The 24,499-nt window shown below is 53.5% G+C and carries 21 protein-coding genes and 1 tRNA gene; 15 read left to right on the forward strand and 7 right to left on the reverse strand.

What is annotated here, in order from left to right; translation table 11 throughout:
* The first annotated feature begins 134 nt into the window (after positions 1–134).
* The 4 genes from C8E01_RS02280 (at position 135) to C8E01_RS02295 (ending at position 3,843) form a co-directional block, all read left to right on the forward strand.
* Positions 135–1,706: a PAS domain-containing protein gene (locus C8E01_RS02280; RefSeq protein ID WP_116541719.1), complete on the forward strand. Its 1,572-nt coding sequence runs from the start codon at positions 135–137 to the stop codon at positions 1,704–1,706.
* A 70-nt stretch (positions 1,707–1,776) separates the two neighbouring features.
* Positions 1,777–2,184, forward strand: a complete 408-nt coding sequence (locus tag C8E01_RS02285; RefSeq protein ID WP_116541720.1) for a response regulator — start codon at positions 1,777–1,779, stop codon at positions 2,182–2,184.
* A 155-nt stretch (positions 2,185–2,339) separates the two neighbouring features.
* A complete protein-coding gene (locus C8E01_RS02290) occupies positions 2,340–3,167 on the forward strand; it encodes a hypothetical protein (protein ID WP_116541721.1) in 828 nt (275 codons plus the stop codon).
* Between the two features lie 235 nt (positions 3,168–3,402).
* Positions 3,403–3,843, forward strand: coding sequence for an acyltransferase (locus C8E01_RS02295; protein WP_116541722.1), 441 nt, complete (start codon positions 3,403–3,405; stop codon positions 3,841–3,843).
* Between the two features lie 18 nt (positions 3,844–3,861).
* Here C8E01_RS02295 and C8E01_RS02300 read toward each other — a convergent pair whose 3' ends face one another.
* The gene (locus tag C8E01_RS02300) at positions 3,862–4,449 is read right to left on the reverse strand and encodes a hypothetical protein (protein WP_243409384.1); all 588 of its coding nucleotides are present in this window, start codon (positions 4,447–4,449) and stop codon (positions 3,862–3,864) included.
* Positions 4,450–4,513: 64 nt separating this feature from the next.
* On the opposite strand from C8E01_RS02300, the gene C8E01_RS02305 reads away from it, so the two are divergent.
* The 3 genes from C8E01_RS02305 to C8E01_RS02315 all read left to right on the forward strand — a co-directional run bounded on the left by C8E01_RS02305 (position 4,514) and on the right by C8E01_RS02315 (position 7,616).
* On the forward strand, positions 4,514–5,098 hold the full coding sequence (locus C8E01_RS02305; protein ID WP_116541723.1) for a uracil-DNA glycosylase family protein: 585 nt from the start codon (positions 4,514–4,516) through the stop codon (positions 5,096–5,098).
* A 60-nt stretch (positions 5,099–5,158) separates the two neighbouring features.
* Complete coding sequence (locus C8E01_RS02310; RefSeq protein ID WP_116541724.1) at positions 5,159–6,307, forward strand: methionine aminotransferase; 1,149 nt, start codon at positions 5,159–5,161, stop codon at positions 6,305–6,307.
* A gap of 532 nt (positions 6,308–6,839) precedes the next feature.
* Positions 6,840–7,616 carry an amidohydrolase gene (locus C8E01_RS02315; protein WP_116541725.1) on the forward strand — a complete coding sequence of 259 codons (777 nt, stop codon included), beginning with the start codon at positions 6,840–6,842 and terminating at the stop codon, positions 7,614–7,616.
* On the opposite strand, the gene C8E01_RS02320 is transcribed toward C8E01_RS02315, so the two are convergent.
* Together C8E01_RS02320 and C8E01_RS02325 are read right to left on the reverse strand one after the other, a co-directional pair.
* Positions 7,608–7,985 carry a hypothetical protein gene (locus tag C8E01_RS02320; protein ID WP_116541726.1) on the reverse strand — a complete coding sequence of 126 codons (378 nt, stop codon included), beginning with the start codon at positions 7,983–7,985 and terminating at the stop codon, positions 7,608–7,610. The genes C8E01_RS02315 and C8E01_RS02320 overlap by 9 nt on opposite strands.
* Positions 7,985–10,243 carry a T9SS type A sorting domain-containing protein gene (locus C8E01_RS02325; RefSeq protein ID WP_165820534.1) on the reverse strand — a complete coding sequence of 753 codons (2,259 nt, stop codon included), beginning with the start codon at positions 10,241–10,243 and terminating at the stop codon, positions 7,985–7,987. Before C8E01_RS02325 ends, C8E01_RS02320 begins: the two co-directional genes overlap by 1 nt.
* A 107-nt stretch (positions 10,244–10,350) precedes the next feature.
* On the opposite strand from C8E01_RS02325, the gene C8E01_RS02330 reads away from it, so the two are divergent.
* Positions 10,351–11,637, forward strand: a complete 1,287-nt coding sequence (locus C8E01_RS02330; protein ID WP_116541728.1) for a UDP-N-acetylmuramoyl-tripeptide--D-alanyl-D-alanine ligase — start codon at positions 10,351–10,353, stop codon at positions 11,635–11,637.
* A gap of 124 nt (positions 11,638–11,761) precedes the next feature.
* On the opposite strand, the gene rfbC is transcribed toward C8E01_RS02330, so the two are convergent.
* Positions 11,762–12,304: a dTDP-4-dehydrorhamnose 3,5-epimerase gene (gene rfbC / locus C8E01_RS02335; RefSeq protein WP_116541729.1), complete on the reverse strand. Its 543-nt coding sequence runs from the start codon at positions 12,302–12,304 to the stop codon at positions 11,762–11,764.
* A gap of 212 nt (positions 12,305–12,516) precedes the next feature.
* Here rfbC and hflX point away from each other — a divergent pair, with 212 nt between their 5' ends.
* The 4 genes from hflX to ppk1 all read left to right on the forward strand — a co-directional run bounded on the left by hflX (position 12,517) and on the right by ppk1 (position 16,660).
* Positions 12,517–13,722 carry a GTPase HflX gene (gene hflX, locus C8E01_RS02340; protein WP_116541730.1) on the forward strand — a complete coding sequence of 402 codons (1,206 nt, stop codon included), beginning with the start codon at positions 12,517–12,519 and terminating at the stop codon, positions 13,720–13,722.
* 13 nt (positions 13,723–13,735) lie between these two features.
* Positions 13,736–13,897 carry a hypothetical protein gene (locus C8E01_RS21560; protein WP_165820535.1) on the forward strand — a complete coding sequence of 54 codons (162 nt, stop codon included), beginning with the start codon at positions 13,736–13,738 and terminating at the stop codon, positions 13,895–13,897.
* Between the two features lie 68 nt (positions 13,898–13,965).
* Positions 13,966–14,460, forward strand: a complete 495-nt coding sequence (locus tag C8E01_RS02345) for a SixA phosphatase family protein (RefSeq protein WP_116541731.1) — start codon at positions 13,966–13,968, stop codon at positions 14,458–14,460.
* Between the two features lie 94 nt (positions 14,461–14,554).
* Complete coding sequence (ppk1, locus tag C8E01_RS02350; protein ID WP_116541732.1) at positions 14,555–16,660, forward strand: polyphosphate kinase 1; 2,106 nt, start codon at positions 14,555–14,557, stop codon at positions 16,658–16,660.
* Between the two features lie 76 nt (positions 16,661–16,736).
* Here the strand turns inward: ppk1 and C8E01_RS02355 are convergent, their stop codons facing one another.
* Positions 16,737–17,786: a DUF6268 family outer membrane beta-barrel protein gene (locus C8E01_RS02355; RefSeq protein ID WP_133242702.1), complete on the reverse strand. Its 1,050-nt coding sequence runs from the start codon at positions 17,784–17,786 to the stop codon at positions 16,737–16,739.
* A gap of 80 nt (positions 17,787–17,866) precedes the next feature.
* Complete coding sequence (locus C8E01_RS02360) at positions 17,867–21,676, reverse strand: metallophosphoesterase (RefSeq protein ID WP_243409385.1); 3,810 nt, start codon at positions 21,674–21,676, stop codon at positions 17,867–17,869.
* Between the two features lie 366 nt (positions 21,677–22,042).
* On the opposite strand from C8E01_RS02360, the gene C8E01_RS02365 reads away from it, so the two are divergent.
* The 3 genes from C8E01_RS02365 to C8E01_RS02375 all read left to right on the forward strand — a co-directional run bounded on the left by C8E01_RS02365 (position 22,043) and on the right by C8E01_RS02375 (position 23,953).
* The gene (locus C8E01_RS02365) at positions 22,043–23,308 is read left to right on the forward strand and encodes a Pycsar system effector family protein (RefSeq protein ID WP_116541873.1); all 1,266 of its coding nucleotides are present in this window, start codon (positions 22,043–22,045) and stop codon (positions 23,306–23,308) included.
* Between the two features lie 87 nt (positions 23,309–23,395).
* A tRNA-Arg gene (locus C8E01_RS02370) sits at positions 23,396–23,467 on the forward strand.
* Positions 23,468–23,617: 150 nt separating this feature from the next.
* Positions 23,618–23,953, forward strand: coding sequence for a hypothetical protein (locus C8E01_RS02375; protein ID WP_116541735.1), 336 nt, complete (start codon positions 23,618–23,620; stop codon positions 23,951–23,953).
* A 72-nt stretch (positions 23,954–24,025) separates the two neighbouring features.
* Here C8E01_RS02375 and C8E01_RS02380 read toward each other — a convergent pair whose 3' ends face one another.
* Positions 24,026–24,361 carry a T9SS type A sorting domain-containing protein gene (locus C8E01_RS02380; protein ID WP_116541736.1) on the reverse strand — a complete coding sequence of 112 codons (336 nt, stop codon included), beginning with the start codon at positions 24,359–24,361 and terminating at the stop codon, positions 24,026–24,028.
* Positions 24,362–24,499: the final 138 nt, after the last annotated feature.

A 24,499-nucleotide genomic window follows, 5' to 3' on the forward strand; every position in this document is an offset into this window, starting at 1 on the left:
AGCTGATATATTTTTAGCCGTATCAATAATTAAGGCAACAATTCGATTAAATTTTGCTATTTTAGTGCTCACACGTTACAAAAAACGAGCTCAAGCTTATACCTGTGCATTCTAAAACCGCGACATCTCCACTTATGCTAGAGACTATTTTCAGGTCCCTGACAGGGCTATACCTTGTCCTGACGCCTGAACTTGTTATTGTGGAGGCGACAGATACTTTGCTTCGGCATACACATTTGAAGCGCGACGAGATCATGGGCCAGAACGTGTTTCAAATTTTCCCAAACAACCCCGATAATCCGCAGGTAGACTCCGAGAGCCTGGTACTCCACTCATTGCAGTCTGCCCTGACCCATAAAACGCCCTATAACACCGAAATACTCCGTTACGACATCCCGACAGAAAACGGCTTTGAGGAACGCTACTGGAACGCAACCAGCATACCGATCTTAGATGAAAGTGGGGAGGTACAATACCTGGTGCATGAAATACGCGACATAACCGGCAAAATACTGGCCGAGCGCCTGCAACAGCAGAGCCAGGAACAGTTGAACCTGATCAGCTGCGCGACCAAGGCAATTGCCTGGGAATACGACATTGTAAACAACCGCATGATCTGGGGCGAAGGGCTTCAGGAAATACTGGGCTACAGGCCCGAGGAAATGGGGCCGGGCGGCGAATCCTGGGACTCGCGGGTACACCCCGATGATTTTGAGGAGGTGCAGCGCGGCATACAAATGGCGCTGGCCAGCAAACAGAGCACCTGGAAAGGCGAGTACCGTTTCCAGAAAGCGGATGGCAGTTATGCCTATATTCTGGACCAGGGCTATACCACCTATAATCCTGAGGGCGAACCCGTTCGCACCATAGGCTCTATTATCGACATCACGCAGAACAGAGACACAAAGGAGGCGCTTCGGGAAAGCGATGCCCGTTTCCACCACCTGCTGGAGGTGCTCCCACACATGGCCTGGACAGCCTCGCCAAAGGGCAAAGTGCTCTTCTTCAACGAAAACTGGTACAGCTATACCGGTATGCGCCCAGGCCAGACGGATGGCTGGATTAGCGTGGTACATCCGGACGACTCGGCCATGGTACTCACCAGTTGGCACAATGCGCTGGCTTCAGGCACTAGCTTTGAGGTGGAGTACCGCATACGCCACCACATAGATGGCAGCTACCGCTGGTTTCTGGACCGTGGCCTGCCTATGCGCGACGCCAACGGAAACATTACGCTCTGGATTGGCACCTACACCGATATAGATGATCAGAAGAAACAGGTAGATGAGCGTGAAGACGAGCGCCTGGAGAGCATGCTGCGCCTGTCGCCGGTGCACCTGTGCATGCTGCAGGGTCCGGACCATGTGTGCCAGTATGTAACGCCCGGTGTGTACAAACTCTACGGCAACCGCAACTACGTTGGCCGCACTGCCCGTGAGCTTTGGCCGGAACTCGAAACACTGGGTTTCTTCGATTTGCTACACGAGGTATACACCAAAGGGCGCACCGTATACATCAACGAGTTCTGCACACAAATTGACGACTACCTCAATGGCACCCTGCGCGATGCCTATTTTAACTTTAAATACCAGCCGCTATTCGACAGCACATCCAACGTGGAGGGTATCATGATATCGGCCATAGAGGTAACCAACCTGGTAAAGGCCAGGCAGAGAGCAGAGGCACTCGCCAGAGGAGAATCCTGATTCTTAAGTTTTTTAACTTTGTTTAAAACAAAAAAGGACATAAGTTGTAAAAGAACTCAAAATACCAACTATGAAATCTGTAAAGACTATCCTGCTGATAGACGACGACGATACAACTAATTACCTGAACCAGCGCCTGCTCTCCCGTATGGAAGCGGCATCGGACATCAGGGTGGTAACCAATGGTGAAGAAGCCCTCGACTACCTCAACAGAGCTTTCAACAGTGAGGAAAACTACCCGAAGCCGGACCTTATCTTTGTTGACATCAAAATGTCGGTAATGGATGGCTTTGAGTTTCTGGATGAGTATCAGCGTTTTGAAGAGGAGAAAAAGCTACGAACCGTTATGCTCATGCTTACTTCCTCGGCCAGCTTTTACGATCTGGAGCGACTCAAAAAATACCCCGAGGTACGCAGGCATTACTCGAAGCCCCTGGCCGAGGCCGATGTGCGCGAGATCATGGAAACTTATTTTTAACCGGACCCCATTTTATAGTTTAAGAGGCGCCCTCAACAGGGGCGCCTCTTTTTTTATACCTGCACCTGCGCCAACAATAGCCCCCGTAAGCCGTAAAAAATAACACCACCGCAAGGTTATACACATACACTACTTATTAAAATCAAACTAAGATTATGGAAAACAGAGGAGAAAACCACGGGCGGCCAGGTGCTGAGAACCAGCGCATCGGTCGTGAGCTATACAACAAGGACATAGAACAGCACCCGCAGCGCTACAGCTACAGAGGCCAGGACCCACGTGAAAAGAAATGGGATGAAGGCAACTTCTTCCATACCGGCCCTAGCCCGCGTGGAGCGCAGGACCGCGACCGACAAATTGAAAGCGGACGTCACTACACAGGCAGCAGACCGGCTCCCTACCAGAGCGACCAGGGCACTCACCAGACCGGCCACTATGGTAGCCGCAGCGAAAGCCCTTACCGCAACGAGAGTCATTACCTCAACCATGGCAACAGAGGCCTGGGTAGCAGCAGTCAGCAGCCTTACCGCTCACAAATGAGCAGTGGCTCACAGCCGGGCAACTACAACGAGCCCCCTACCTCGCAGGACAGCCTGTGGCGCGAAGGGCCTGGCTCCCGAAGCCGCTACAAGGAAACCGACTATCGCTACGGTAGTGGCTCGCACAACTGGTACAGCGAAGGCCGCTACTCGCCAGACGTTGAGCCGGAGAACCGGGACAAGCGCGGATTCTTTGAGCGCATGCGCGACACCTGGGATGATATCATGCAGTCTGACAACCCAGACCACGAGCCGCGCCACACCTACGACCCTGAGCGCCGCGCCGAGCAGTTGAGCACGCGCCAGCGTTATAGCGGAGAGTCGTACCGCGACCGTAATTTTGACCATGGCTACGAAGGCGGACCGCGCTGGGCTGATGAAACAGACTCCGGCAGCGATGATTATTACAAAGATTATAACAGAAACCAACGCAACCGCCGCTAATGCGTATAGCAGACAGATTAGGTTACTTTGGTAGTAGATTAGTAAAAAGGCAGCCCACCGGCAACGGCGGGCTGCCTTTTTTTGTGACGAAATTATACACTGATAAACATCAGGCCCGTGCGCCCGTACATAAAACCCGGTGCTGTGCCATACCTGACTGTAGCCCTTTCGAACTGCAGCCTCCTGCAGCACCGGTGCTTTGTTTTAGATATCGTTGGACATTAAAAGAAAAGATATGCATCACGAGGAAGAAGAGAGACGACATGAGCGGCACGAACGCCCACATCGTTCGCACCCACGCCACGAAATGGGGCAGCAGAACTTTCGCAGCCGTTGGGAAGAACCCAGACCTTTTATGAACGATCATGAGAGAAGGCATTACGAAGAAATGCGTACGCGGGAAGAGCGGGAGCGGCATGAGTACAGACAGCAGCAAAGCGAACGTCAGCAGCAGGAAAGCATAAATCGACACCAGCACGGCTTTTCGGACGACCACCACACACCCCACAGAAGAGACGAACACCGCGATTGGCGCGATAGCAACGACCACTACAGTGCCGAAAACCAGCACGCCCGCGACAGATGGCAGCAGCACGAACAACTCCCTCCGTTGCGTGAGCAGCGCCGCCGGCAGCAGAGCCGTCGCGACGAAGACTGGGATGAGCGCGGCTGGTAGCGGTATGCCCCGTAAAATTTAGAAACGCTTCCTGAACCCGGCTCCAAACGACACTAGTTCTGGTATGCCGGGTACCAGGTTAAGCGACAAATCATACTGCCCCTTCAACTGATAGTTGTACTCAAACTCACCGCCGTACCAGTAAAACTTGTACTGCCAGTCGCCGCTGCGGTCAAAGTAACCATCGTCTTCGTAGCCACGCAGCCGGTTCCAGTCGCGGCGGTATACCAGAGTGGGGCCAAAGCCGCCATTTAGCGAGTGGCGCCCTGTCCTGAAAATCTGGCCACGCCAACCCAGGTGCGTGAAGCCGGCCAGCGACGAGGCACAGTCGGAGTAAAGCCCCTGCTCTACCCGCACACTAATAACTTCGCGCACCACAAACCGGTCATAGCCCACGATGCCTCCAAAATTCAGCACGGCTATACCTTTCTGGTCGAGCCTGTTTTTAAACAGCTCGGGGTACGGCGTTTGGCGCAGGTGCATCGACAAGCCGAAAAATTTAATAGTGAAGGCATTTTTATAGGCAGGGGGCGACTGTGCCCAGCCATAAGAGATCAGCGTAAGACACAAAAACAGAAGAAATACAAAACGTATAAAATGCTGCATATAACCTGATTATACAGGTTGAAAAAACATTTTGTTAGCAGATCGCTATACCTTTGCACGCCAAATGACCGCTACACTAAACATATTGCTTGAGCAGGTACGTGCCTGTCGCCTTTGCGCCGAACATTTGCCACATGGGCCAAGGCCAGTGCTGCGAGCATCTCCTTCCGCACGCCTGCTGATAGTAGGGCAGGCGCCGGGGACCAGGGTACACGCCAGTGGCATCCCATGGGACGACCAGAGCGGCAAACGCCTCAGGCAGTGGATGGGCATAGACCCGGAGGTATTTTATGACGAGCAACAGGTGGCGATCATCCCGATGGGTTTCTGTTACCCCGGCAAAGGCAAGAGCGGTGACCTGCCTCCCCGCCCCGAGTGTGCCCGGCACTGGCACCAGCAACTTTTACCCCTGCTGCCCCATGTTCAGCTCACGCTGCTGGTTGGCAAGTATGCGCAAGACTACTTTCTGGGTGAAAGGGCCAGACCTACCCTTACCGAAACCGTAACGAACTGGGCCGAATATCTGCCTGCGTACATGCCCCTGCCCCACCCCTCGCCGCGCAATCAGTTTTGGCTGCAGCGCAACCCCTGGTTTGAGCAGGAAGCTATACCTGTGCTGCAACAACTCGTGGAGCAGTCCCTTAGCTAATTTATACTTGGTATATTCCCTATAACTTCTATCTTCGTCTATCAGCACAAAACCTTCCTTATGATCAACTACCCAAGCAGCAAACTACCCGATGTCGGCACCAGTATTTTCGCTGTGATGTCGGCGCTCGCCAATGAGCATGGTGCCATCAACCTGTCGCAGGGCTTCCCTGATTTTAACTGCCCTGATGAGTTGATAGCACTTGTGACCAAGTACATGCAGGAAGGCTACAACCAGTATGCCCCGATGCCCGGCATGCCGGCTTTGCGCCACAAGATAAGCGAAAAAACAGAGAAGGTATACGGTTACCGCCCGGACCCGGACCAGGAAGTAACGGTTACGTCCGGCGCTACGGAGGCGTTGTTCGCTGCCATCACGGCCGTGGTAAAATCAGGCGACGAAGTGGTGGTGCTGGAGCCCTGCTACGACAGCTACGCACCGGCCATCCGGCTGGCAGGCGGCATCCCGATCTATGTGCCCCTGGCCTTGCCTGACTTCAGCATCGACTGGGACTTACTGAAGAAGAACATCTCAAGCCGCACCCGCCTGATCATCATCAACACGCCACACAACCCGACCGGCGCCGTGATTCCGAGAGAAGACCTGGAAAAGCTAGCCAACCTGACCGACGGCACTGACATCCTGATCCTGAGCGATGAGGTATATGAGCACATGGTATTTGACGGGAAGGAGCACGTGAGCGCCTTACAGATCGAGTCGTTGCGGCAGCGGGCCTTTGTGGTCTCCTCTTTCGGGAAAACCTACCACACCACCGGCTGGAAGATCGGCTATGTAGTAGCGCCACCAGCGCTTACAGCCGAGCTGCGCAAGATGCACCAGTTCATTACTTTCAGCACGGTTACGCCACTACAACTAGCCATCGCCGACTACATGGACAACGAAGCCCACTACCACTCCCTGCCCGACTTCTACCAGGCCAAACGCGACTTGTTCTGTGAGTTGGTGCAGCCATCGCGGTTTGAGCTTATACCTTCGGCCGGCACTTATTTTCAGCTGCTGAAGTATGACACTATTTCTCAAGAGCACGACCTGGGCTTTGCCAAGCGCCTCACGCAGGAAATCGGCGTAGCCTCTGTCCCTGTCTCAGCCTTCTACCACAACAAAACCGACCACCACTACCTACGCTTCTGCTTCGCCAAAAGTGAGGAGACCTTGAGACAGGCCGCGGAGCGGCTGGTGAAGTTGTGATGGTTGATGGCTAAATTATTGATGGTTAAATTGTTGATGGTTTATAAATCTATATATACAGGACAACAACTTCAGCCAGGTTTACGAAGCGAATCTCAACTCTTCGAGATGAAAGGGACCTTTGTCAAGAGCATTTAGCTAATGTGATGGAAGGCTTAGGTATAAGTCTTATATTACACAACCACTGGCAGGTATGGCAAGACATCCTTGCCCCATAAGCGATGAAACATACCAAAATGGCCAGGTGCACTTTACGGCGCTCCACTGTTCGAGCGTTCAGCGAGTTTGGAGCGTCTTGATTTTTTTGCCTACTGGGGGGAGGGGCCCTCTATTTTTTCATCAAGGAAAAAAGTAGGTGCCCGCCGCACAGGCGAAGCAATGAAACATAGTAAGTTAACCTAAGCAACAGTAGAAGACTCGAAGCAAGAGCTTACCTCCCTTTTAACCAAGATTCTTTCAGAATGACAAAAGGGTTAGCTTGGGATAAAGTGTCAGTACAATCATAAAGCGTTTTTGTTTATACCTATCACCCATGCAAGACTTACGCATCACCATCATCCAAACCGCACTGCATTGGCAGGACGCCACCGCAAACCGAGCCATGTTCTCGGAAAAACTGGCTGCTGTAGCACCTGCAACAGACCTGATTGTGCTGCCTGAAATGTTTACGACTGGTTTTAGTATGCAGGCGAGTGAGCTGGCTGAGGAAGCAGAGGGACCTACGCTGCAATGGATGAAGGTGGAAGCGGCCAGGTATAACGCCGTGCTGACGGGCAGTGTGATTGTGAAAGAAGGAGAGAATTATTACAACAGACTGTACTGGGTGCGTGCTGACGGTACTCACGAGCACTACAACAAACGCCACCTCTTCCGGATGGCAAAAGAGCATCACAGCTATACCGCGGGCAAAGAAAAGCTATTGGTGGAACTGAAAGGCTGGAACATTTGCCCACTGGTGTGCTACGATTTACGTTTCCCGGTATGGAGCCGCAACATGAATAGCCAGTACGATTTGTTGCTCTACGTCGCCAACTGGCCCAAACCACGCAACTATGCCTGGAGCACGCTTTTGCAGGCCCGCGCCATCGAGAACCTGAGCTATGTGGTGGGCGTGAACCGCGTTGGAACAGACGGCAACGGGCACCCCTATACTGGCGACTCCGCCATCATCCATCCTAAAGGACACAAGCTGCTCGAGACAGCCGAAGCGGAAGGTGTACACACCATCACCTTGACCAAACAGGAGTTGACCGATTTCCGGGAGGCTTTCCCGGCGCACCTCGATGCGGATGATTTTACACTAAACTGATTTTGTCAGAAACTGACGCAGCGCCTCTTCGTCGGACAGTAAGGTATAGGCTATACCTGTCCGGGCCTGCAGCATCCGCAGCAGGCGGGGCTGCTGACCGATGAGCAGAATGTGCCGCTGTGCATGTGGCAAAAGCAACTCCTCGAGTAGCGGCATCAGCCGGTTTAAATCCCCGGACCCACCCTTTATACACACCACCGTTTCCTGATTTTCCTGCAGCAGGCGCACCCCGTACTGCTGCAGGGTGGTATCAGACCTGGCGTCTACATCAAATACAGGTATAGCAGGCGCGTGCTGCCGCACCATTCTGAGGATGGGTTTATCGAATGAGGTTTCCTCCGAGAGATCAATAAGCAGAAAGGCCTGCATTAGTGAATTACCAGTCTACGGGTTTCATGGCGGCCGTCGCGAGAGGTGGCACGTAGCAGGTATACGCCTGCCTTCAGGTGATCCACATTTAAGGTATGGCGGCGGTTAAAGCTATCGGCTCCGTCGTATACTTTGCGCCCGATCATGTCGTGTAGCACGATAGAAACTGCCTCGCCCGCCCGTACCTGCACAGGCTGCTGGGCGCCTGCTACCGGATTCGGGTATACCTTCAGTTCCAGGCCGCTCGACTTGTCATTCGGATTTCCGTAATTGCCTCCAGTCTGCTGCAATAGGTTTACGCCCCCTCCTTGGGTACCAATGGCCAGGTATAGCTTGTAGGGTCCGCCCAGTTCGGCCACTGCCAGGCTTAGTCCGCGACCAAAGCGGGAAGTTTGCGCCTCTCCTATCAGCTCGTTTTCCAGCACCTCGGTTGTTTCGGTAAAGTCCCCTTCCAGATTTTCCAGGAAGTCGTTGTAAATACGCAGTGCTCCGCTATCGTCCACGGTGAGCAGATCAAGCTTGGCATTACCGTCAATGTCCACTACCACTGGTGCCAGGTTGCGGCGGTAAAAATCGAATTTGATGCCCCCGATGCTTTGCTTCTCCAGCACAAAGCCGTTTCCGGAAGAGCGGTAGTAATCCAGCGTGCCGCCGGCTTTCCCGACCAGCATTTCCACGCGCTGCCCATCCACTCTAAACAGGTGTGGGGTGTCGCCATTTGCCAGTGTATGGAGGTGCAATAGGCGGGTAGTGTTATAAGCATAAGGCTGACCGACTTTTGCATTGTTGACGTAATAGCCTATGTGCGTGGCACCCGCATGGTTATGGTCATGGCCTGAACCGGACTGCGTTGTGAAGGTCAGGACGAGATCCGGCACGCCATCCTGGTTGATGTCGAAGAAAGACGGCTTCAGCGAAAGCATGTTCTGGTTAGACAGGGCCAGGTAATCGTCGGTCACGAACGTGAAAGCGGGTTCTGCCAAGGTACCGGTGTTGAGGTAGAGGCTGAGCGTTGCCACAACGCGGCCATTGCGGTTCGCCCGACCATTGCCGACTAACAGGTCGAGCAGGCCGTCGCCGTTGATGTCGGCAAAAGCGGGGTAGGCGTTTTCGCCCAGGTCGATCATCTGGCTTTGCAGAAAGTTATCCTGCGCAAACTCAAAGTTCGGCTGGCTGGCGGTGCCCGTGTTGCGATAGAGCCAGGATGAGCGCTGCAACTCCAGGTCGCCTCCGTTCTCGCCGCTGTTCGGTGCCACGAGCAGGTCAGGTACACCATCAAAAGTCACATCTTCGGAGTAGGCCGCCGGAAAAAGTTTGAAACTGGCAGCACGGTTGCCTGCCGGAAAAACCGTCTCGAAGCTTTCCATCCGGGCCTGCGTCTTAGTGCCCACGTTATCCATCTTCACAAGGCTCTCGCACTCCACGCTGCCCATCAGCAGGTCTTTATCTCCGTCGCCGTCCAGGTCAATGGCCAGCAGCGCGGAGCCGTCGTGGCCCGAGTGCAGGGGACCTGCCATACGGCACTGTATGCCGAAGCCAAAATTGTTGCAGCCATGGCACTCCGTAATCTGCCCCCACCAGTCGGAGGAGAGCGCAAACTCCAGCGATCCGCATGGTTTGCTTTCCTCCACCTGCATGTTCTGGTAATACTCCAGGGTATAGCCCCCCGAAAATTCTGAGAGCAGGATATCCAGGTCGCCGTCGCCGTCCATGTCCACGATGGCAGGTATATCGGAAATATTCATTTGCATATTGATGGTGTTCACGCCATTGCGGCTCCGGTAAAAGAGGGCATCCTGTGCCAGCACAAAAGTCGGATACTTGTTGCTGGTGGCCTCCTGCCGGTATACCCGTATACCGAGTGGTGTGCTGGTAAAGATATCTTTCAGACCGTCGCAATTATAGTCGCGCAGCAGCACCCAGTTTTCGAGTTCGGCCGGGAACATAGCCTCGTACTCGGGAGCATACTTATACTGCCACTGGCCTCCCTCCTGCACGGCCAGGTAGGTATAGACTTTGCGCAACATACGGTCGAAGACAAACAGGTCGTCGCGCCCGTCTTTGTTCAGGTCGATGGTGGAGAATTGCGGCGTGTTGAGTCCACCGCCCCAGGGGTTGCGTAGTTCAGTTTCACCGACCTTTACAGGTATATCCGTGCGTTGCTGGAATCGCAGCGGCTCCTGCGCCACAACGTCAGGTATAAGTAAAAGGAAAAAGAGGAGTGACAACAGATAGCGCATAGACAGTTTGTTAGGCAATCGGGCTGTTGCTTTTGCCGTTTTGGATGTATATTGCCAAGGCAGCAGCTTGTTATACCTTATCTTGGGCAGCTTCTACCAAATTACAGACTAAAAATACGCATTTCATGCCGAACAGCATCGACTTTCTTTACCAAAAATACCTGGAGTGCCGCCACGTCAGCACCGACTCCCGTGCCCCGCAGGACCAAAGCCTGTTTTTCGCCCTGAATGGTCCTAATTTCAAGGGAGCCAAGTTCGCACAGGGCGCCCTGGACAAAGGTGCCAAATACGCCGTGGTAGACGATCCGGCGCTGGCCTCTGACCATGTATTTGTAGTGGAAGATACCCTACAGGCGCTGCAGGACCTGGCCCGTTACCACCGACAGCAGCTGAGTATACCTGTGATCGGCATCACGGGCAGCAACGGCAAAACTACGACCAAAGAGTTGATCTATGCGGTGCTGAGCCAGCAGTTCAACACGCTTTATACCCAGGGCAACCTCAACAACCACATTGGGGTGCCGCTCACTTTGCTGCGCCTCAAGCCCGAGCACGAAATGGCGATCATCGAGATGGGCGCCAACCACATCGGGGAAATTGCTCTGCTCAGCAGCATTGCGATGCCAACACATGGGATGATCACCAACATCGGCAAGGCGCACCTGGAGGGCTTTGGAAGTCTGGAGGGTGTGGCACGCGGCAAGAGCGAGCTCTACGTACACCTGTTGGAGCATGGCGGAACCGTATTTGTGAACACCGGCAATGAGCACCTGATGCGCATGAGCCGCCGCATCGAAAGCAAAGTCACCTACCCTGCCGCTGGCGATTTTTATCACAGCGAATTGCTGGAGGCTTCTCCTTACGTGGTGTACAAGGACGAAGAAGGCCACGTGGTGAACACCCAACTGGTGGGCAGCTACAACTACGAGAACATGGCCGCTGCGGCTTGCATTGGTAAGTACTTTGGCGTGCCGCTGGAGAAAGCCAACATGGCCATCGCCAACTACAGTCCCGTGAATAACCGCTCACAGGTGATGCAGAAAGGCTCCAACACCCTCATCCTCGACGCCTACAACGCCAACCCAACTTCCATGGCTGCGGCAATCCGCAATTTCGGCGGCATGAACGCGCCACACAAGGTCGTAATTGTGGGTGATATGCTGGAGATGGGCACTGAAAGCGCCACGGAACACAAGGCCATCGGTGAGATTATCGCAGCGCAGAACTTTGACACGGTGCTGCTTTGCGGCCCGGAAATGAAGCACGCTGCTGAAACTGACAGTCGCTTCCATTACTTTGCTACCAAGGCTGAGCTGCAAAGCTGGCTGGAGGCTAATCCGGTTGCAGAGAGTTATGTGCTCGTGAAGGGCTCAAGAGGGATGGGTCTGGAGACGCTGGTGGAGGTCTTGTAGATTTAAAAGTACGCTGGTTCTAGCCACTCCTATACCTAAGAACAAGGCCCGCGATTCAGATGATCGCGGGCCTTGTTCTTTTGCTTTCATGCAGAAGCCTTGTCTTCTACTGCTTGTATCTTCTTTAAAACGGCGAATCAAAATCCTTTAACAGCGGCAGCACTTCGTCTTTGGGCGATACAAGCGGCTCGGCCACACCCCAGTCTATACCCAGCGCGGGGTCGTTCCACAGGATGCCGCCTTCAGATGGCTGATGGTAGAGATTGGTGCATTTGTAGAGGAAGCTGGAATTGTCCTCCAGCGCCACAAAGCCGTGCGCAAAGCCTTCCGGTATGTAGAGCATGTTGTGCTGCTCGGCATCGAGTATGCAAGTGGCATGCTGTCCGTATGTTGGGGAGTTTTTGCGTAAATCAAGCGCTACGTCCAGCACGCGACCTGAGGTAACCCGCACCAGCTTGCCCTGCGCATACGGCGGCTTCTGGAAATGCAGGCCGCGCAGCACGCCTTTCTTCGACACCGATTCGTTGTCCTGCACAAAGACCGGGTTGATGCCAAAGGGCGCAAACATGCTGGCATTATAGGTTTCCATGAACCAGCCCCGCTCGTCGCGGAACACCCGTGGTATAAATTCGATCAGGCCTTCAATGTGATGGGTCTTGTGCTCCATGCTGGTATTAGTGGAAGTAGGATGGCTCTTTTAGATGGGTAGCAAGTTAGGCTTTTTCCCCTTTCTTCTGAAATTTTTCACCTAACTTGCGCCTGTTCCGCCAGTTTGCAAGTTGCTATACCTGCTAATCTTGACCAGGGCTGGAACCAATTACGTACAAGGAGGCATGCCGAAAAACAAGGCTGCCAAACCGCTACGCTTAACATCTGAAAATGGGTAAACAAAAATACTACGAAACCGCCAAGCCACAGGAAACTGCCGTGCTGGTGGCCGTGCCCGGTTACAAACAAACCGACGAACAAACCAACGAGTACCTCGACGAACTGGCCTTCCTGACCGAGACTGCCGGTGCCGTGACCCTGAAACGCTTCGTGCAGAAGCTGGACAAACCCGACACCCGCACCTTTGTGGGCAGCGGCAAACTGGACGAGATCAAAGCCTACGTAACCGAACACAGCATCGACATGGTGATCTTTGACGATGACCTGAGTCCTTCGCAGGTGCGCAACATCGAGCGTGAGTTGCAGGTCAAGATCGTGGACAGAAGTTTACTGATCCTTGACATCTTCGCGCTTCGTGCCAAAACTGCCCAGGCTCACACCCAGGTGGAACTGGCCCAGTACCAGTACCTGCTACCACGCCTGACCAACCTCTGGACCCACCTTTCCAAGCAAAAGGGTGGTATCGGCATGAAGGGCCCGGGTGAAACCGAGATCGAGACCGACCGTCGTATTGTACGCGACAAAATTTCCTTGCTGCGTGACCGGTTGGAGAAGTTTGAAAAGCAAAATTTTGAGCAGCGCAAATCGCGGTCAGGTATGGTGCGCGTGGCGCTGGTGGGTTATACCAACGTGGGCAAGTCCACGCTTATGAACCTGCTCTCCAAGTCCGATGTGTTTGCCGAAAACAAACTCTTCGCGACCGTAGACGCCACGGTGCGCAAGGTGGTACTCGACAACATTCCGTTTCTGCTGTCCGACACGGTAGGGTTCATCCGCAAGCTGCCCACCAAGCTGATCGAGGCCTTTAAGTCCACGCTCGACGAGATCCGCGAAGCCGACCTGCTGGTGCACGTGGTAGATGTGTCGCACCCATCATTTGAAGACCAGATTGCGGTGGTAAACAACACGCTGCTCGACATCAACTCGGCAGACAAACCCGTAATGTTGGTGTTCAACAAAATAGACCAATACCTGGAGCAACGGGAGCAGGAACTGCGAGAAGAAGGCGGAAATAATGAAGAGGGCCACGAAGTGCGCCCTTCCATCGAAGACCTCAAAGCTACCTACATGGCCAAGGTGCATGCGCCTGCCCTGTTTATTTCGGCCACCAACCGCATCAACATCGATGAGCTGCGTGCCGAGTTGCAACGACGTGTGGCGGAAATCCACTTTGAGAGGTATCCGAATAACGTGTAAGCTTCTTTTTTTGATGAACCAGAAAAGGGAACCGTCCGGCATGGACGGTTCCCTTTTTGTTTTTGCCCCTGTTCTGCTTCTGCTATACCTGTCACGTATCCTGCTATACCTGCCAAACCTCACCAAAGCCAATCCAACTGCTCCCCTCACAACTATTTTCGCTTCCTTTCAGTAAACAGCATGTATAGCGGGCGCACTATGTAACAGGTGCTCTGTTATACCTTTCTGAAAGTGAATCATCTTATGAAAACGTTATATATCATGCGTCATGCTAAGTCCAGCTGGAAATTTGAAGAGCTGAGCGACCATGACCGACCTCTCAACAAACGAGGCCGAACGGATGCTCCGCTTATGGGGCAGGAACTGGTGGCCAACAATGCCAAGATCCAGCTCATTCTGTCGAGCCCTGCCGTGCGGGCGCTCACCACGGCCACCCTGGTAGCCCGCGAGCTCGATTACGATGCCGATAACATTGCAGTGGACGACCGCATCTATGGCGCCAGCGCTGCCGAACTACTGGAGATAGTCCGCGAGGCACCCGCTGACGTGGATAGTATGCTGATGGTGGGCCATAATGAGGCCATCTCGGAGTTTGCCAACATGCTATCACCGAAGCATGTCTCCAGTATACCTACTGCCGGAGTGGTTGCGCTTCGCTTCGACTGTGATAGCTGGTCCGACATAAACCGCAGTAATGCCGGGCTTTTGTTTTACGACGTGCCCAATAATCACAAATAACACAGCACAACAGGGCAGCCAGGTATAACCCCGTACCTGACTGCCCTTCTTATACCTTTACATAATTGCTCCGCACCGGGCAACAAACCAAATCATGGAAACTAATACCGAAGATAAAAAACCAACCACCACGCCGCTCATCAACCGTGAGCTCAGCTGGCTGGCCTTTAACTACCGCGTGCTGCAGGAGGCGAAAGACCGCACTGTGCCGCTACTGGAGCGCATCAAGTTCATGGCCATCTTCTCGTCGAACCTCGACGAGTACTTTAAAGTGCGCGTGGCCACGCTCAAGCGCCTCATCAAACTTAAAAAGAAGACCCGCGACAAGCTGTCCGAAGATCCTGCTGATACCTTTGGGCAGGTGATGCAGGAGGTAAAGCGCCAACAGGAAGAATTTGGAGAGGTTTTCAGAGAAGGCATCCTGGCCGACCTGCGCCAGCATAGCATCAACCTGCTCACCGAAAACGAACTGAGCGAAGAACAGCAGAAGTGGGTACAGACCTACTTTGCGGAGCATATACAGCCCCATATCCTGCCACTTTTGCTTGACGACACCGAAACGCATTTTTTCCTGAAAGACCAGACCGTATACCTGGGCGTTCACCTTTTCGACCCTAAAAAGAAGGACCTGAAGGCAGAGCGATTTTCCATGCTCGAGATACCCACTAAAAAACATGGTGGACGCTTTGTGAAATTACCTACGGTCGATGAGCAGCGCTATGTGATGTTCATCGACGATGTGATCCGCTTCTGCCTGCCTGCCCTATACCCGAATTATACCCGCTTTGAAGCGCATGCTGTGAAGGTGTCGCGCGACGCAGAGCTGGATATTGAGGAAGAGGTATCGGGCAGTTTGATGGCCAAGATCCAGAAGAGTCTGAAGAAGCGTGAAACCGGCTATCCGGCCCGTCTGCTGTTCGATCCGGGTACACCTAAGCCCATGCTGGAGGCCATCATGGCTCATACCGGTATCTCGGAAGATGAACTGGTGGAAGGGAGCAAGTACCACAACTTCCGCGATTTCTTTCAGTTCCCTGACTTTAACCTGCCTGAGCTGAAGTACTCACCACAGCCTACCCTGGTGCACCCGCTTTTGGAGAAAGAAGAAAGCCTGATAGAGGCTATGAAAAAGCAGGATTACCTGGTGCATTATCCTTACCAGTCCTTCGACTACGTGCTGCGCCTCTTTGAAGAAGCGGCCAACGACCCGAAGGTAACTGCCATGAGCGCCACGTTATACCGTGTAGCCGATGACTCGGCCATTGCCAAATCGCTGGTAAAGGCTGCCAAAAGCGGGAAACTGGTAACGGTGGTAGTGGAGCTCAAAGCCCGTTTCGATGAAGAGTCGAATATTTTTTGGGCAGGCAAGCTGCAGAAGGCTGGCGCCAATGTGATTCTGGGTCTGCCTGATCTCAAGGTGCACACCAAGCTAGGCCTGATCACCCGCAACGAGGACGGCCAACTGGTGAACTACGCCTACCTGAGCACGGGCAACTACAACGAAGACACTTCCAGGATCTACGCCGACCATGCCGTGTTCACTTCTCACAAAGACATCACACAGGATGTGGAGCAGGTGTTCAACTTTTTCATCGATCGCCAGCACGATAAAAAGTTCAAGAAACTGCTGATGGCCCCGATCAACATGCGGGACCGCTTTATGGATCTGATCAACCGGGAAATAAAAAATGCCAGCAAAGGCAAGCCCGCGTCCATGATCCTCAAGATGAATGCCCTGCAGGACGAGCGTATGATCAGGAAGCTGTACGCCGCCAGCCAGGCCGGTGTGAAGATCGAATTGCTGGTGCGCGGCATTTGCTGCCTTGTGCCGGGCGTGGAGGGACTGAGCGAGAACATCCGGGTGCGCAGCATTGTGGACCGCTACCTGGAGCACGCCCGGGTATACATCTTCCACAACGATGGCAAAGAAGAATACTTCGTGGCCTCCGCCGACTGGATGACACGCAACCTGAGTCGCCGCGTGGAAGTGGCTTTCCCAATTCTGCAGAAAGACCTTGTGGAGCAGCTGCGCGCGATCATTGACCTGCAGCTTGCCGATGACACCAAGGCTCGCGACGTAGACAATAACTATGTAGAGCAGCAGGTAAGCCCCACCCACATCCGGTCACAGTACGCTACCTATGAGTATCTGCGCGAGCTAATACCCGAAGGGATGGAACCGATTCGAAAATCGAAATAACTGTACCTGACATAAAAGCAAAGCCCGGCTCGCTATACCTGCAAGTCGGGCTTTGTTCTTTCTATACCTTCGTTTCTTAGCGGTTCTGGCTGCGCTCCAACAGTTTGCGGGGTGGCACTGCGTAAAGCTCTATCCCAATATAGCCTGCTCCTTTCAGTGTGTTGGTGATCAGTTCGTCGCGTGAGCCCACCACGTCGAAAGCGCGATGGCGGTAGTACTGCCGGAAGCCACCCTCCACGGCAAACCACAGGAAATCGTAGATCTCCTGCTCCAATCGCAGGAGACCTTTAATATCGGTACGCCGCAGTTCGATGTCGTTGAACTGCGAGAGCGGCGGCTCACTAGCGTAAAGGTTGTAGCTGGCCCCCTCAATGCGGTAGCCGGTGTAAAGCAGCGTCTTTTCAGATACATTATAGCGCACCCGCAGGTTGGCCGGGAAGATAGACTCCACACCCCAGCGATCATTGAAGGTGCGGTTGTACATAATGCCCGGGTAGATGCGCTGCCGCCCAAAGGTATAGCCGAGTTGCAGGCCCACTCCCCAGGCAAAGTCAGGCGTTCTCTTCCAGCCATAGGCCATGTCCACGGTTGTTTTCAGGTAGTCTGATACGTTGACATTGTCGCGGGTATAGTCGCCGTTGAGCTCGCCCTTGGCGCGCACCAGCATAAAACGCACCTCGTCGAAAGAGTGCAGGAAAGCCAGCTGCAGGCCCAGGCTCTTCAGGTTTTTATCCTCCAGATTGCGGTACAGGCTGTATGAGGCGGGCGATACATTCTCGAAGTTGAACTCCTCAAACTTGTGGTCTATACCCAGGATCAGCTTGCTATTGGGCTTGTTCATGACAGGAGCCAGTGCCCGTACGAAAAATTTATTGTGCCGCCGCACCCGTGCCCGTCCGTTGCCCACCTCCGGGTTGTCCGACTCTGATTCCATGTCGAACTGTGGCAGGCGCTCGTAACCGATCACGATGCCCCGGCTCTTGCCCATGCCCCTTACGCCCGGGCTGGCGTACTCTTTGGTTTGTTTTTGCACATCGGTCAGGTCCTGTTCCGTTTCCTGGGCCAGTGCCTGTTCTCCTAGCAGGAGCAAAGGTATAAGAAGTAGTTTAGGTAAGGCTAGTTTCATAGTTGGTGGCTAATTACAAGGCAGTAAATGCAAAAAGTGCCAAAACTGAGGCACTTTTTGCTATACGTCGTTAGATTTTTTTAGAATAAAAAGCCGAAGCTTAATGTCCAGAGCCGCTCCACATCGCCTTTGGCGTACGTCAGCACGACTACGTTCTTCTGCATGATATCGGCCCAAACACCGCCGCCAATGCTCGTATGCAGGCTTCTGAAGAAGGCTGATTCGCGTTCGCCATCGTGGTATACACGGCCCACATCATACAAACCCAATACCCCCAGCCTACCCGGCGTCAGGTATAGGTTAAAGTCGAAGAGGGACAGGCGGGCTTCGGCATTGCCGAAGATTGCGCTGCGGCCGGCAAAACGGGTACGGCGGTAGCCGCGCATGTTATCCATGCCACCCAGCGTGTTGGCCTGGTAGAAGCGGAAGTCGCCAAAGTTGTGCGCTGCCCCCAGACGGCCCGCCCAGGTGAGTTGGAACGGAAAGTTAGGCGTCAGGTAGAAGGCGAACTCTGAGCTTACGTGGGTGTAGCTGAGGCCCTCGCCGTCGGTTTGCTTGTTATAGCTGATGCGGTTGTGCGAGCGCATGCCAATGCGCGGGTTTTTCTGGTTTCCCTCTCCCAGTATGTCCAGATCCGCAAATGCCATTATACCCGCATAGTGATGCGATTCGAAGCGGTCCTGCTCAAAGTCATAGGTGCCCGGCTCCATACGTCCGCTCAGCGCCTCGTTTACCAGGTAGGTGTCCTGCTCAGAATTCACCACCCGGAAACGGTCGTAAGTTGGCCCTATACCTATTTTGAAGAAAGGCGCCAGGTTGTTGTTGAGCGTTGCGCCTACGTTCACACGCTTAAACCGGACACGGTAAAAGGAGTCATCCTCCCCGTCCTGCTGGCGGGTGTCGTTGCCGTAGCCGTAGAAATTGCGCTGGTACTGCGGCCCCTGTATGGCAGCGTTCACACCGATGTTCCAGTTGCCGAACACCTGCCGCACATCGCCGGTATAGCGCACGTTAAAGGAGTTTGTGTAGAAGGCGTAATTGCCCTCCAGCAGGTGCTCCGAAGCATAAGGCGACTTGCGGAACTTATGCGTACGGGCGAGTATGCCGGCTCCCACAAACAAGCCGTCGTCCACGTTGTACTCCAGCGACAGACGAGGCCCCAGGTAAGGCAGTTTGTAATTGTCCCGGTCATAGAAATTCACATCCGGGCTAATACTGGTACGGACTTTTGTCTCAGGCCCGAAATTGAACACGTTGCCCTCTTCTGTATCGTACACAATCGTGTGCCGTTTAATGCCGGCTACACGTGAGTTATCGGTGATCACATCTTCGTCATTGCCTCCGATGATGCGCACTACGATGCCTTTGTTCACATCCCCGTTCACTTCAAATATATCTTTGCCTCGCTGCCCGTACAGGCGCAACTCCTTCGTTTCAGAGGTATAGAAAGTACGCTTGTAAAGTGTGTCGCGCAGTTCGCCTTCTTTGTTGATCTTGTATACTGTCAGGTGTGTTTCCTCATCGTTCAAACGGTTCACCACAAAGTGCTCGTGCTTGTCGCTACCAGCCACGTCCACCATTTCGGAGAGGTGCTCGTAGTAGGCTTCGGCCGCCTGTGGCAGTTTGTCACGGCGCGACCTCAGTTTGGCTTTGATCTCCTCCCCTGATATGGCCCGCACCTCTTCCGGCCACTGGTTGATGGCCTCTTCGATCACCTGGTCCGTCACACCGGCCTTTACCTCTTCGGCAATGCGAATCCAGTCCTGCCGGGTGATGGCTGGTGTGAAGGAGCGGTCGATGGTGAGCGCGCTCAGGTTGAGCCCTACGATGTCGTTGAAGTCATGGCCAAAGTTCTGAACGTTGCGCACACCCCACTTGCGGGTGGCCAGCCAGGGTATAACACCGTCCGCCTTAAAGAACACTTGGTCGCGGTCTTCGGGCACGGGTATGTATACCTTGCCACTGTCGGTCTTCTCCTCTTTCCAGCGCCACTGCCCCTCGTGGCGGTCCCAGTCGCCTACCAGCATGTCGAACAGGCGGGCGCGCACAAACTCCTGCTGGTTTATTTTGTTATCGTTGTCCTGCCGCAGTTCTTTCAGCACTTTGTCAGTGCCCACCAGGTTTTCGGCAAAACCCAGGCTCTCCACATCCTCGTGGTTTTCGTCGGCATCCTCTTCCAGAAAAGCCAGCGTGTTGCTGAACTCATCCATGTACTGGCGCAGGTATGGCGTCTGCGGAATGTACACTAGTTTCGGATTGGTATGGAACACGCCGGCACCATCTGCCAACCTGGGTATAGCCAGTGCGCCATAAGGGTGCTGCGCTGAGATCTGGTCCTGCAGCAGGGCTCTGGCTGCGGTCTGGCGCAGGTACTCCGGCAGTGCCATGGTCGGGTCTTTGTCGACGGTGCGCAGGGTGTACTCGCGGGCGTCGGGGTTGCGTACTTTCAGGGATGCCGTTTGTTTGCCGCCCCCCTTCTGGTAGGGGGTGAGTCCGCCCAACTCGTTGCGCATATCCAGCAAGGGCACTTCCACCGGTGTTGCCCACTCGCGGCGGTAGTGGTCGCCCAGCATGGTGCGGCGCAGTCCCCTGGCAGTATAGTTATCGTTGGCAGCCACCACAATGGTGCTGTCTGCGTAGTTGGTTTCATCTACTATCGCTGATCGCTTGCGTCGCGGCTCCTTGGCGTAGAGCGGCGTCCGGAAGGTCATCCTGCCCTCCGAGCCATCGCCTTCCGGCGTCCAGTACTCTACCCAGGCTTCGCCGTTTTCATAGTACATCAACTTGGCAAAGCCCTTCACCTGGTGGGTGTACATGGCGTTGCCGCCTGGCTTTACGTGCTGTATCTTACAGCCCGAACCGCTGACAATGTGCGTCAGTTTGTTATGCTTGTAGTGCTGCAGCGAGTGTTCGTGCCCGGCTGCGTAGACGATGTTATCATACTTATCGAAGATGTTGAGTAAGCCCTCGATGTAAGCGTTGTAGCGCGGGTGCGGAATGTCCTGCAGAATGCCGCCGTACTTGCGGGCAAATGGATAGATGGACCCGATGACAGGCAACGGCAGGTAGATCCAGTCGCGAAGCATGGTGAGCGGGAATAAGTGGTCTTTCAGGGTGAAGAACCCGCCATGGTTACCGCGCGTGAACAGCGGATGATGCGCCACCACCACGATGTTGGAGCCCTGGTGCTTTTCTATAATGTCTTCCAGCTTCACCAGGAAGTCGGCCTCCGTAGATGCCCAGCAGTTGCTCCCGGCACCGTAAGGGCGCTCCCAGGGGTGCAGCCACCATTCCGAGTCCAGGGCAATCAGCACAACGTCGTCGCTGATCTTCACTTCGTAAGGACCCGGACAACCATCGCCCGGCACATAGAAGTCACCGCCCACCACAATGCCTTCCTCCGTCAGGTACTCGTTCACATAGTTCTGCTGGCGCACCACAAACTCGAGTCCGCCGCGGCCGCTGTGGTTCCAGTCGTGGTTACCCGGAATCATGTATTTTTCGCCTTGATAGCCACGAAGCACATCGAGCTGGGCGTTGAGGCGCTGCTCCGATACCTCCCGGTCGTAACGCCCCGGCTCGGGCAGGCCGTTGTGGTACACGTTGTCACCCAGAAAAACGGTCGTGCTTTGCGCACCCGCTTCGTTCATCTGCTTTTGCATGAGCTTGAGCGAGGGCTCCTGCTGCTTCAGATCAGGCGCACCCACGTCGCCAATCAGGAACACGGTGTAGTTTAGCTTGTTTTCAGCCTTGGGCTCGGTTTGTTGCCAGTTGAGCACATCGCGGCTGTAGTAGGGTTTTTTGGTAGCGCAGGCCTGCAAAAGCACCAGGAAGAAGCCCACAGCCAAAGGACGCAGGATAAGAGGTATAAGGTGAAGACGGTTTTTCATAAGGTTCTGTGTGTACGGGGTGTCCTGTCTAGCGAAAGCAAGTGTGCCGACGACAACACTTCGTTTGGAGATGCGCTTGCTGTCGTGCGGCAAGGACTGAAAGCGATGGTTGGGTTTGGTAGTGCATGGTTGGTATCAGTGCCTGAAAGTAGCGTCGGGGTTGCGACCAGGCTGAGATAAATAACGTAGGGCAGCTGCATTAAGTTTTTGCTTTACTATATAGAGCATTGTGTGCATCGCGGTCTGCCCTTTCAACAAAAAGCGGTATTCACCGTAACGGCAAAAGAATACAAGCACCACCTTCAACCGCCGCTCACAACTGTGCACCTATTGCAGAGCTCCCTGACCATGGCGGCAGACATCGTTATGAAAGAACAAGATATCGTCAAGCAAGCCAGTGAGTACGTTTTCAGGCTGTTTAAGGAGCAGCTGTCTAAAAAGCTAGTTTACCATAATTATAAACACACCTTTGAGACTGCCAACGAAGCCCGGCAACTGGGCGAACTGCACGGTCTGAGCCCTGAGGAACTGCAGGATCTGGAACTGGCCGCCTGGTTCCATGACACAGGCTATATAAAAGCCTACGATGGGCACGAGGAAGAAAGCGTACGCTATGCCACTTCATGGCTACAGGAAAAGAATTATCCGCCCGAGCGCATTGCCCGGATAACGGACTGCATTATAGCCACCAGACACGGCACCAAACCCGAGACGCTGCTGCAGGAGGTGATCGTGGATGCCGACATGGCTAACATCGGAAAGGAAACCTTTTTTGCCACAGCCGAGCTGCTGCGCGTAGAGTGGGAAATCTTCAAAGACAAGTTTTTCACGGATCAGGAGTGGGCGCAGTTCCAGATGGATTTTTTGCTTTCCACCACCTTCTATACCGCAAAGGCCCAGCACAAGTACGCCGAGCAGCTTGGCCTGAACATTCAGGAGCAGCGCAACCAGCTACAAAAGGAGTCGAAGAAGCTGAAAAAGGAGGAGAAGGAGCAGCGTGAGACGCTGGCACAGCCTAAACGTGGCATCGAAACCATGTTCCGCAACACTTACCGCACGCACCTGAACCTAAGCGCCATCGCTGATAACAAGGCCAACATGATGATTAGCCTCAACGCCATCATCATGTCTGTGATCATCACCTACCTGAGTACCAAAACCTCCATTACGGGGGCTGAGTTTGCCCAGCACCGTTCGCTGCTTATACCGGTGGGCACGTTATTGCTCACCACACTTGGCTCGGTGATCTTCGCCATTATTTCGGCGCAGCCGGAGGTGACGAGTTTTACTTTCAACCGGAAACAGATTAACAGCAAGAAGGTGAACCTGCTCTTCTTTGGAAACTTCACCAACATTCCGCTGGAGGATTTCCAGAACGGCATGCACGAGATCATGCGCGACAAACAATCTCTTTACACGAACATGATCACCGACATCTATTATTTGGGTGAGGTGCTGAGCCGCAAGTATAAGATCCTGCGCATTTCCTACTCCATCTTCATGGTGGGGTTGATATTGACCGTGATAGCCTTTGGCATCTCCATTGCCCTGTATGACGAACCTATGATAGAACCAACACCACAGGAGCAGATCTCTCCAGAACAAGGCACGCAGGAGCAGCCCCCGCAATAACATGGCCCGCAGGAGCAAACTAGCTTGTAAATAGGGGGAATTAAACTAAATTTGTACAGGTTAATGAAAGAAGAATTCCCGACCGCCGGCCCTGTAGTTCAATGGATAGAATAGGAGTTTCCTAAACTTTAGATAGCAGTTCGATTCTGCTCAGGGCCACTATTTTAAGAGCTTGTTTCAGCATAATCCGGGAACTAAACCCCGCCAGTTCGTCTTAATAAGAAGAGTCTGAGTTACTTTGCCAAGTCACTCTATTTTCGATTTTATAGTTTATTCGCTATATTTGAGCAGAAGCCACTCTCAAACACCATGAAAACAACTTTAACTGTATGCATGTTGGCCCTCTTTGCCAGCCTTGCTGCCTGCAATAGCGAACAGAGGAGCATGGAAGTGGACGGTTCTGAAGCTACCGTCGCCAGCGAAACCGGAGAGCTTCCGGCAGACGTGCTGTATGCGACCAGACCCCTGATGGGTGGCGAGGTATACAGAACAGCCAGCTTTCAGGCCAGCAGCCTGCTCCACTTTGACACTACGCAGCTTATCCAGGTGCTCGACACTTCGGACGTGATGTTTGTGAAAGCCCGTGTGCACCGCGACACCGCTGCTTATACCGGTTTTGTTTCCAAGGCTATCCTGCCGGAATAATTCCCTTATACATAAAAACAACAAAGGCCGCTCTGTGTGCAGAGCGGCCTTTGTTGTTTTTATGCATGTTTCTTACTTCACTACAACCCGTCTAACAGAACTGTAGCCATCGGCTTCTATCTTAACATAGTACAGCCCCTTGGCCAGCCGGGTCAGGTCTACGGTCTTAGTTGTGTGGATGTCCGGGCGGCTAATCACCTCCTGATACACCTCGTTCCCAATCACATTCAAAATGCGCAACTCCACCTGCTGGGTATTAAGCTGGGCAAACGAAATTGTAAAAACCCCGTTGTTGGGGTTAGGATAAATAGCAACCTCTTTTTCCTGTTGCTCCAGGCTCTTGTTCTTTGTATCGGTTTGTCCCTGTGCAGGCTCGCGTACCTGGGCCTGTGCCAGTAAAACTGCCATAGAGAAAAAGAGAGTAAGTATAATTTGTTTCATATTGAAAATTAAGATCTTGTCCTTGTAAGTATATACAAAAGTTGTTCCATATTGTTAACGTTTGGAGCAATAATTTGTTCTTGCATTTTACGCGCTAAATCAGAT

The organism is Pontibacter virosus, assembly GCF_003096355.1.
In the GTDB taxonomy this organism is placed as follows: domain Bacteria; phylum Bacteroidota; class Bacteroidia; order Cytophagales; family Hymenobacteraceae; genus Pontibacter; species Pontibacter virosus.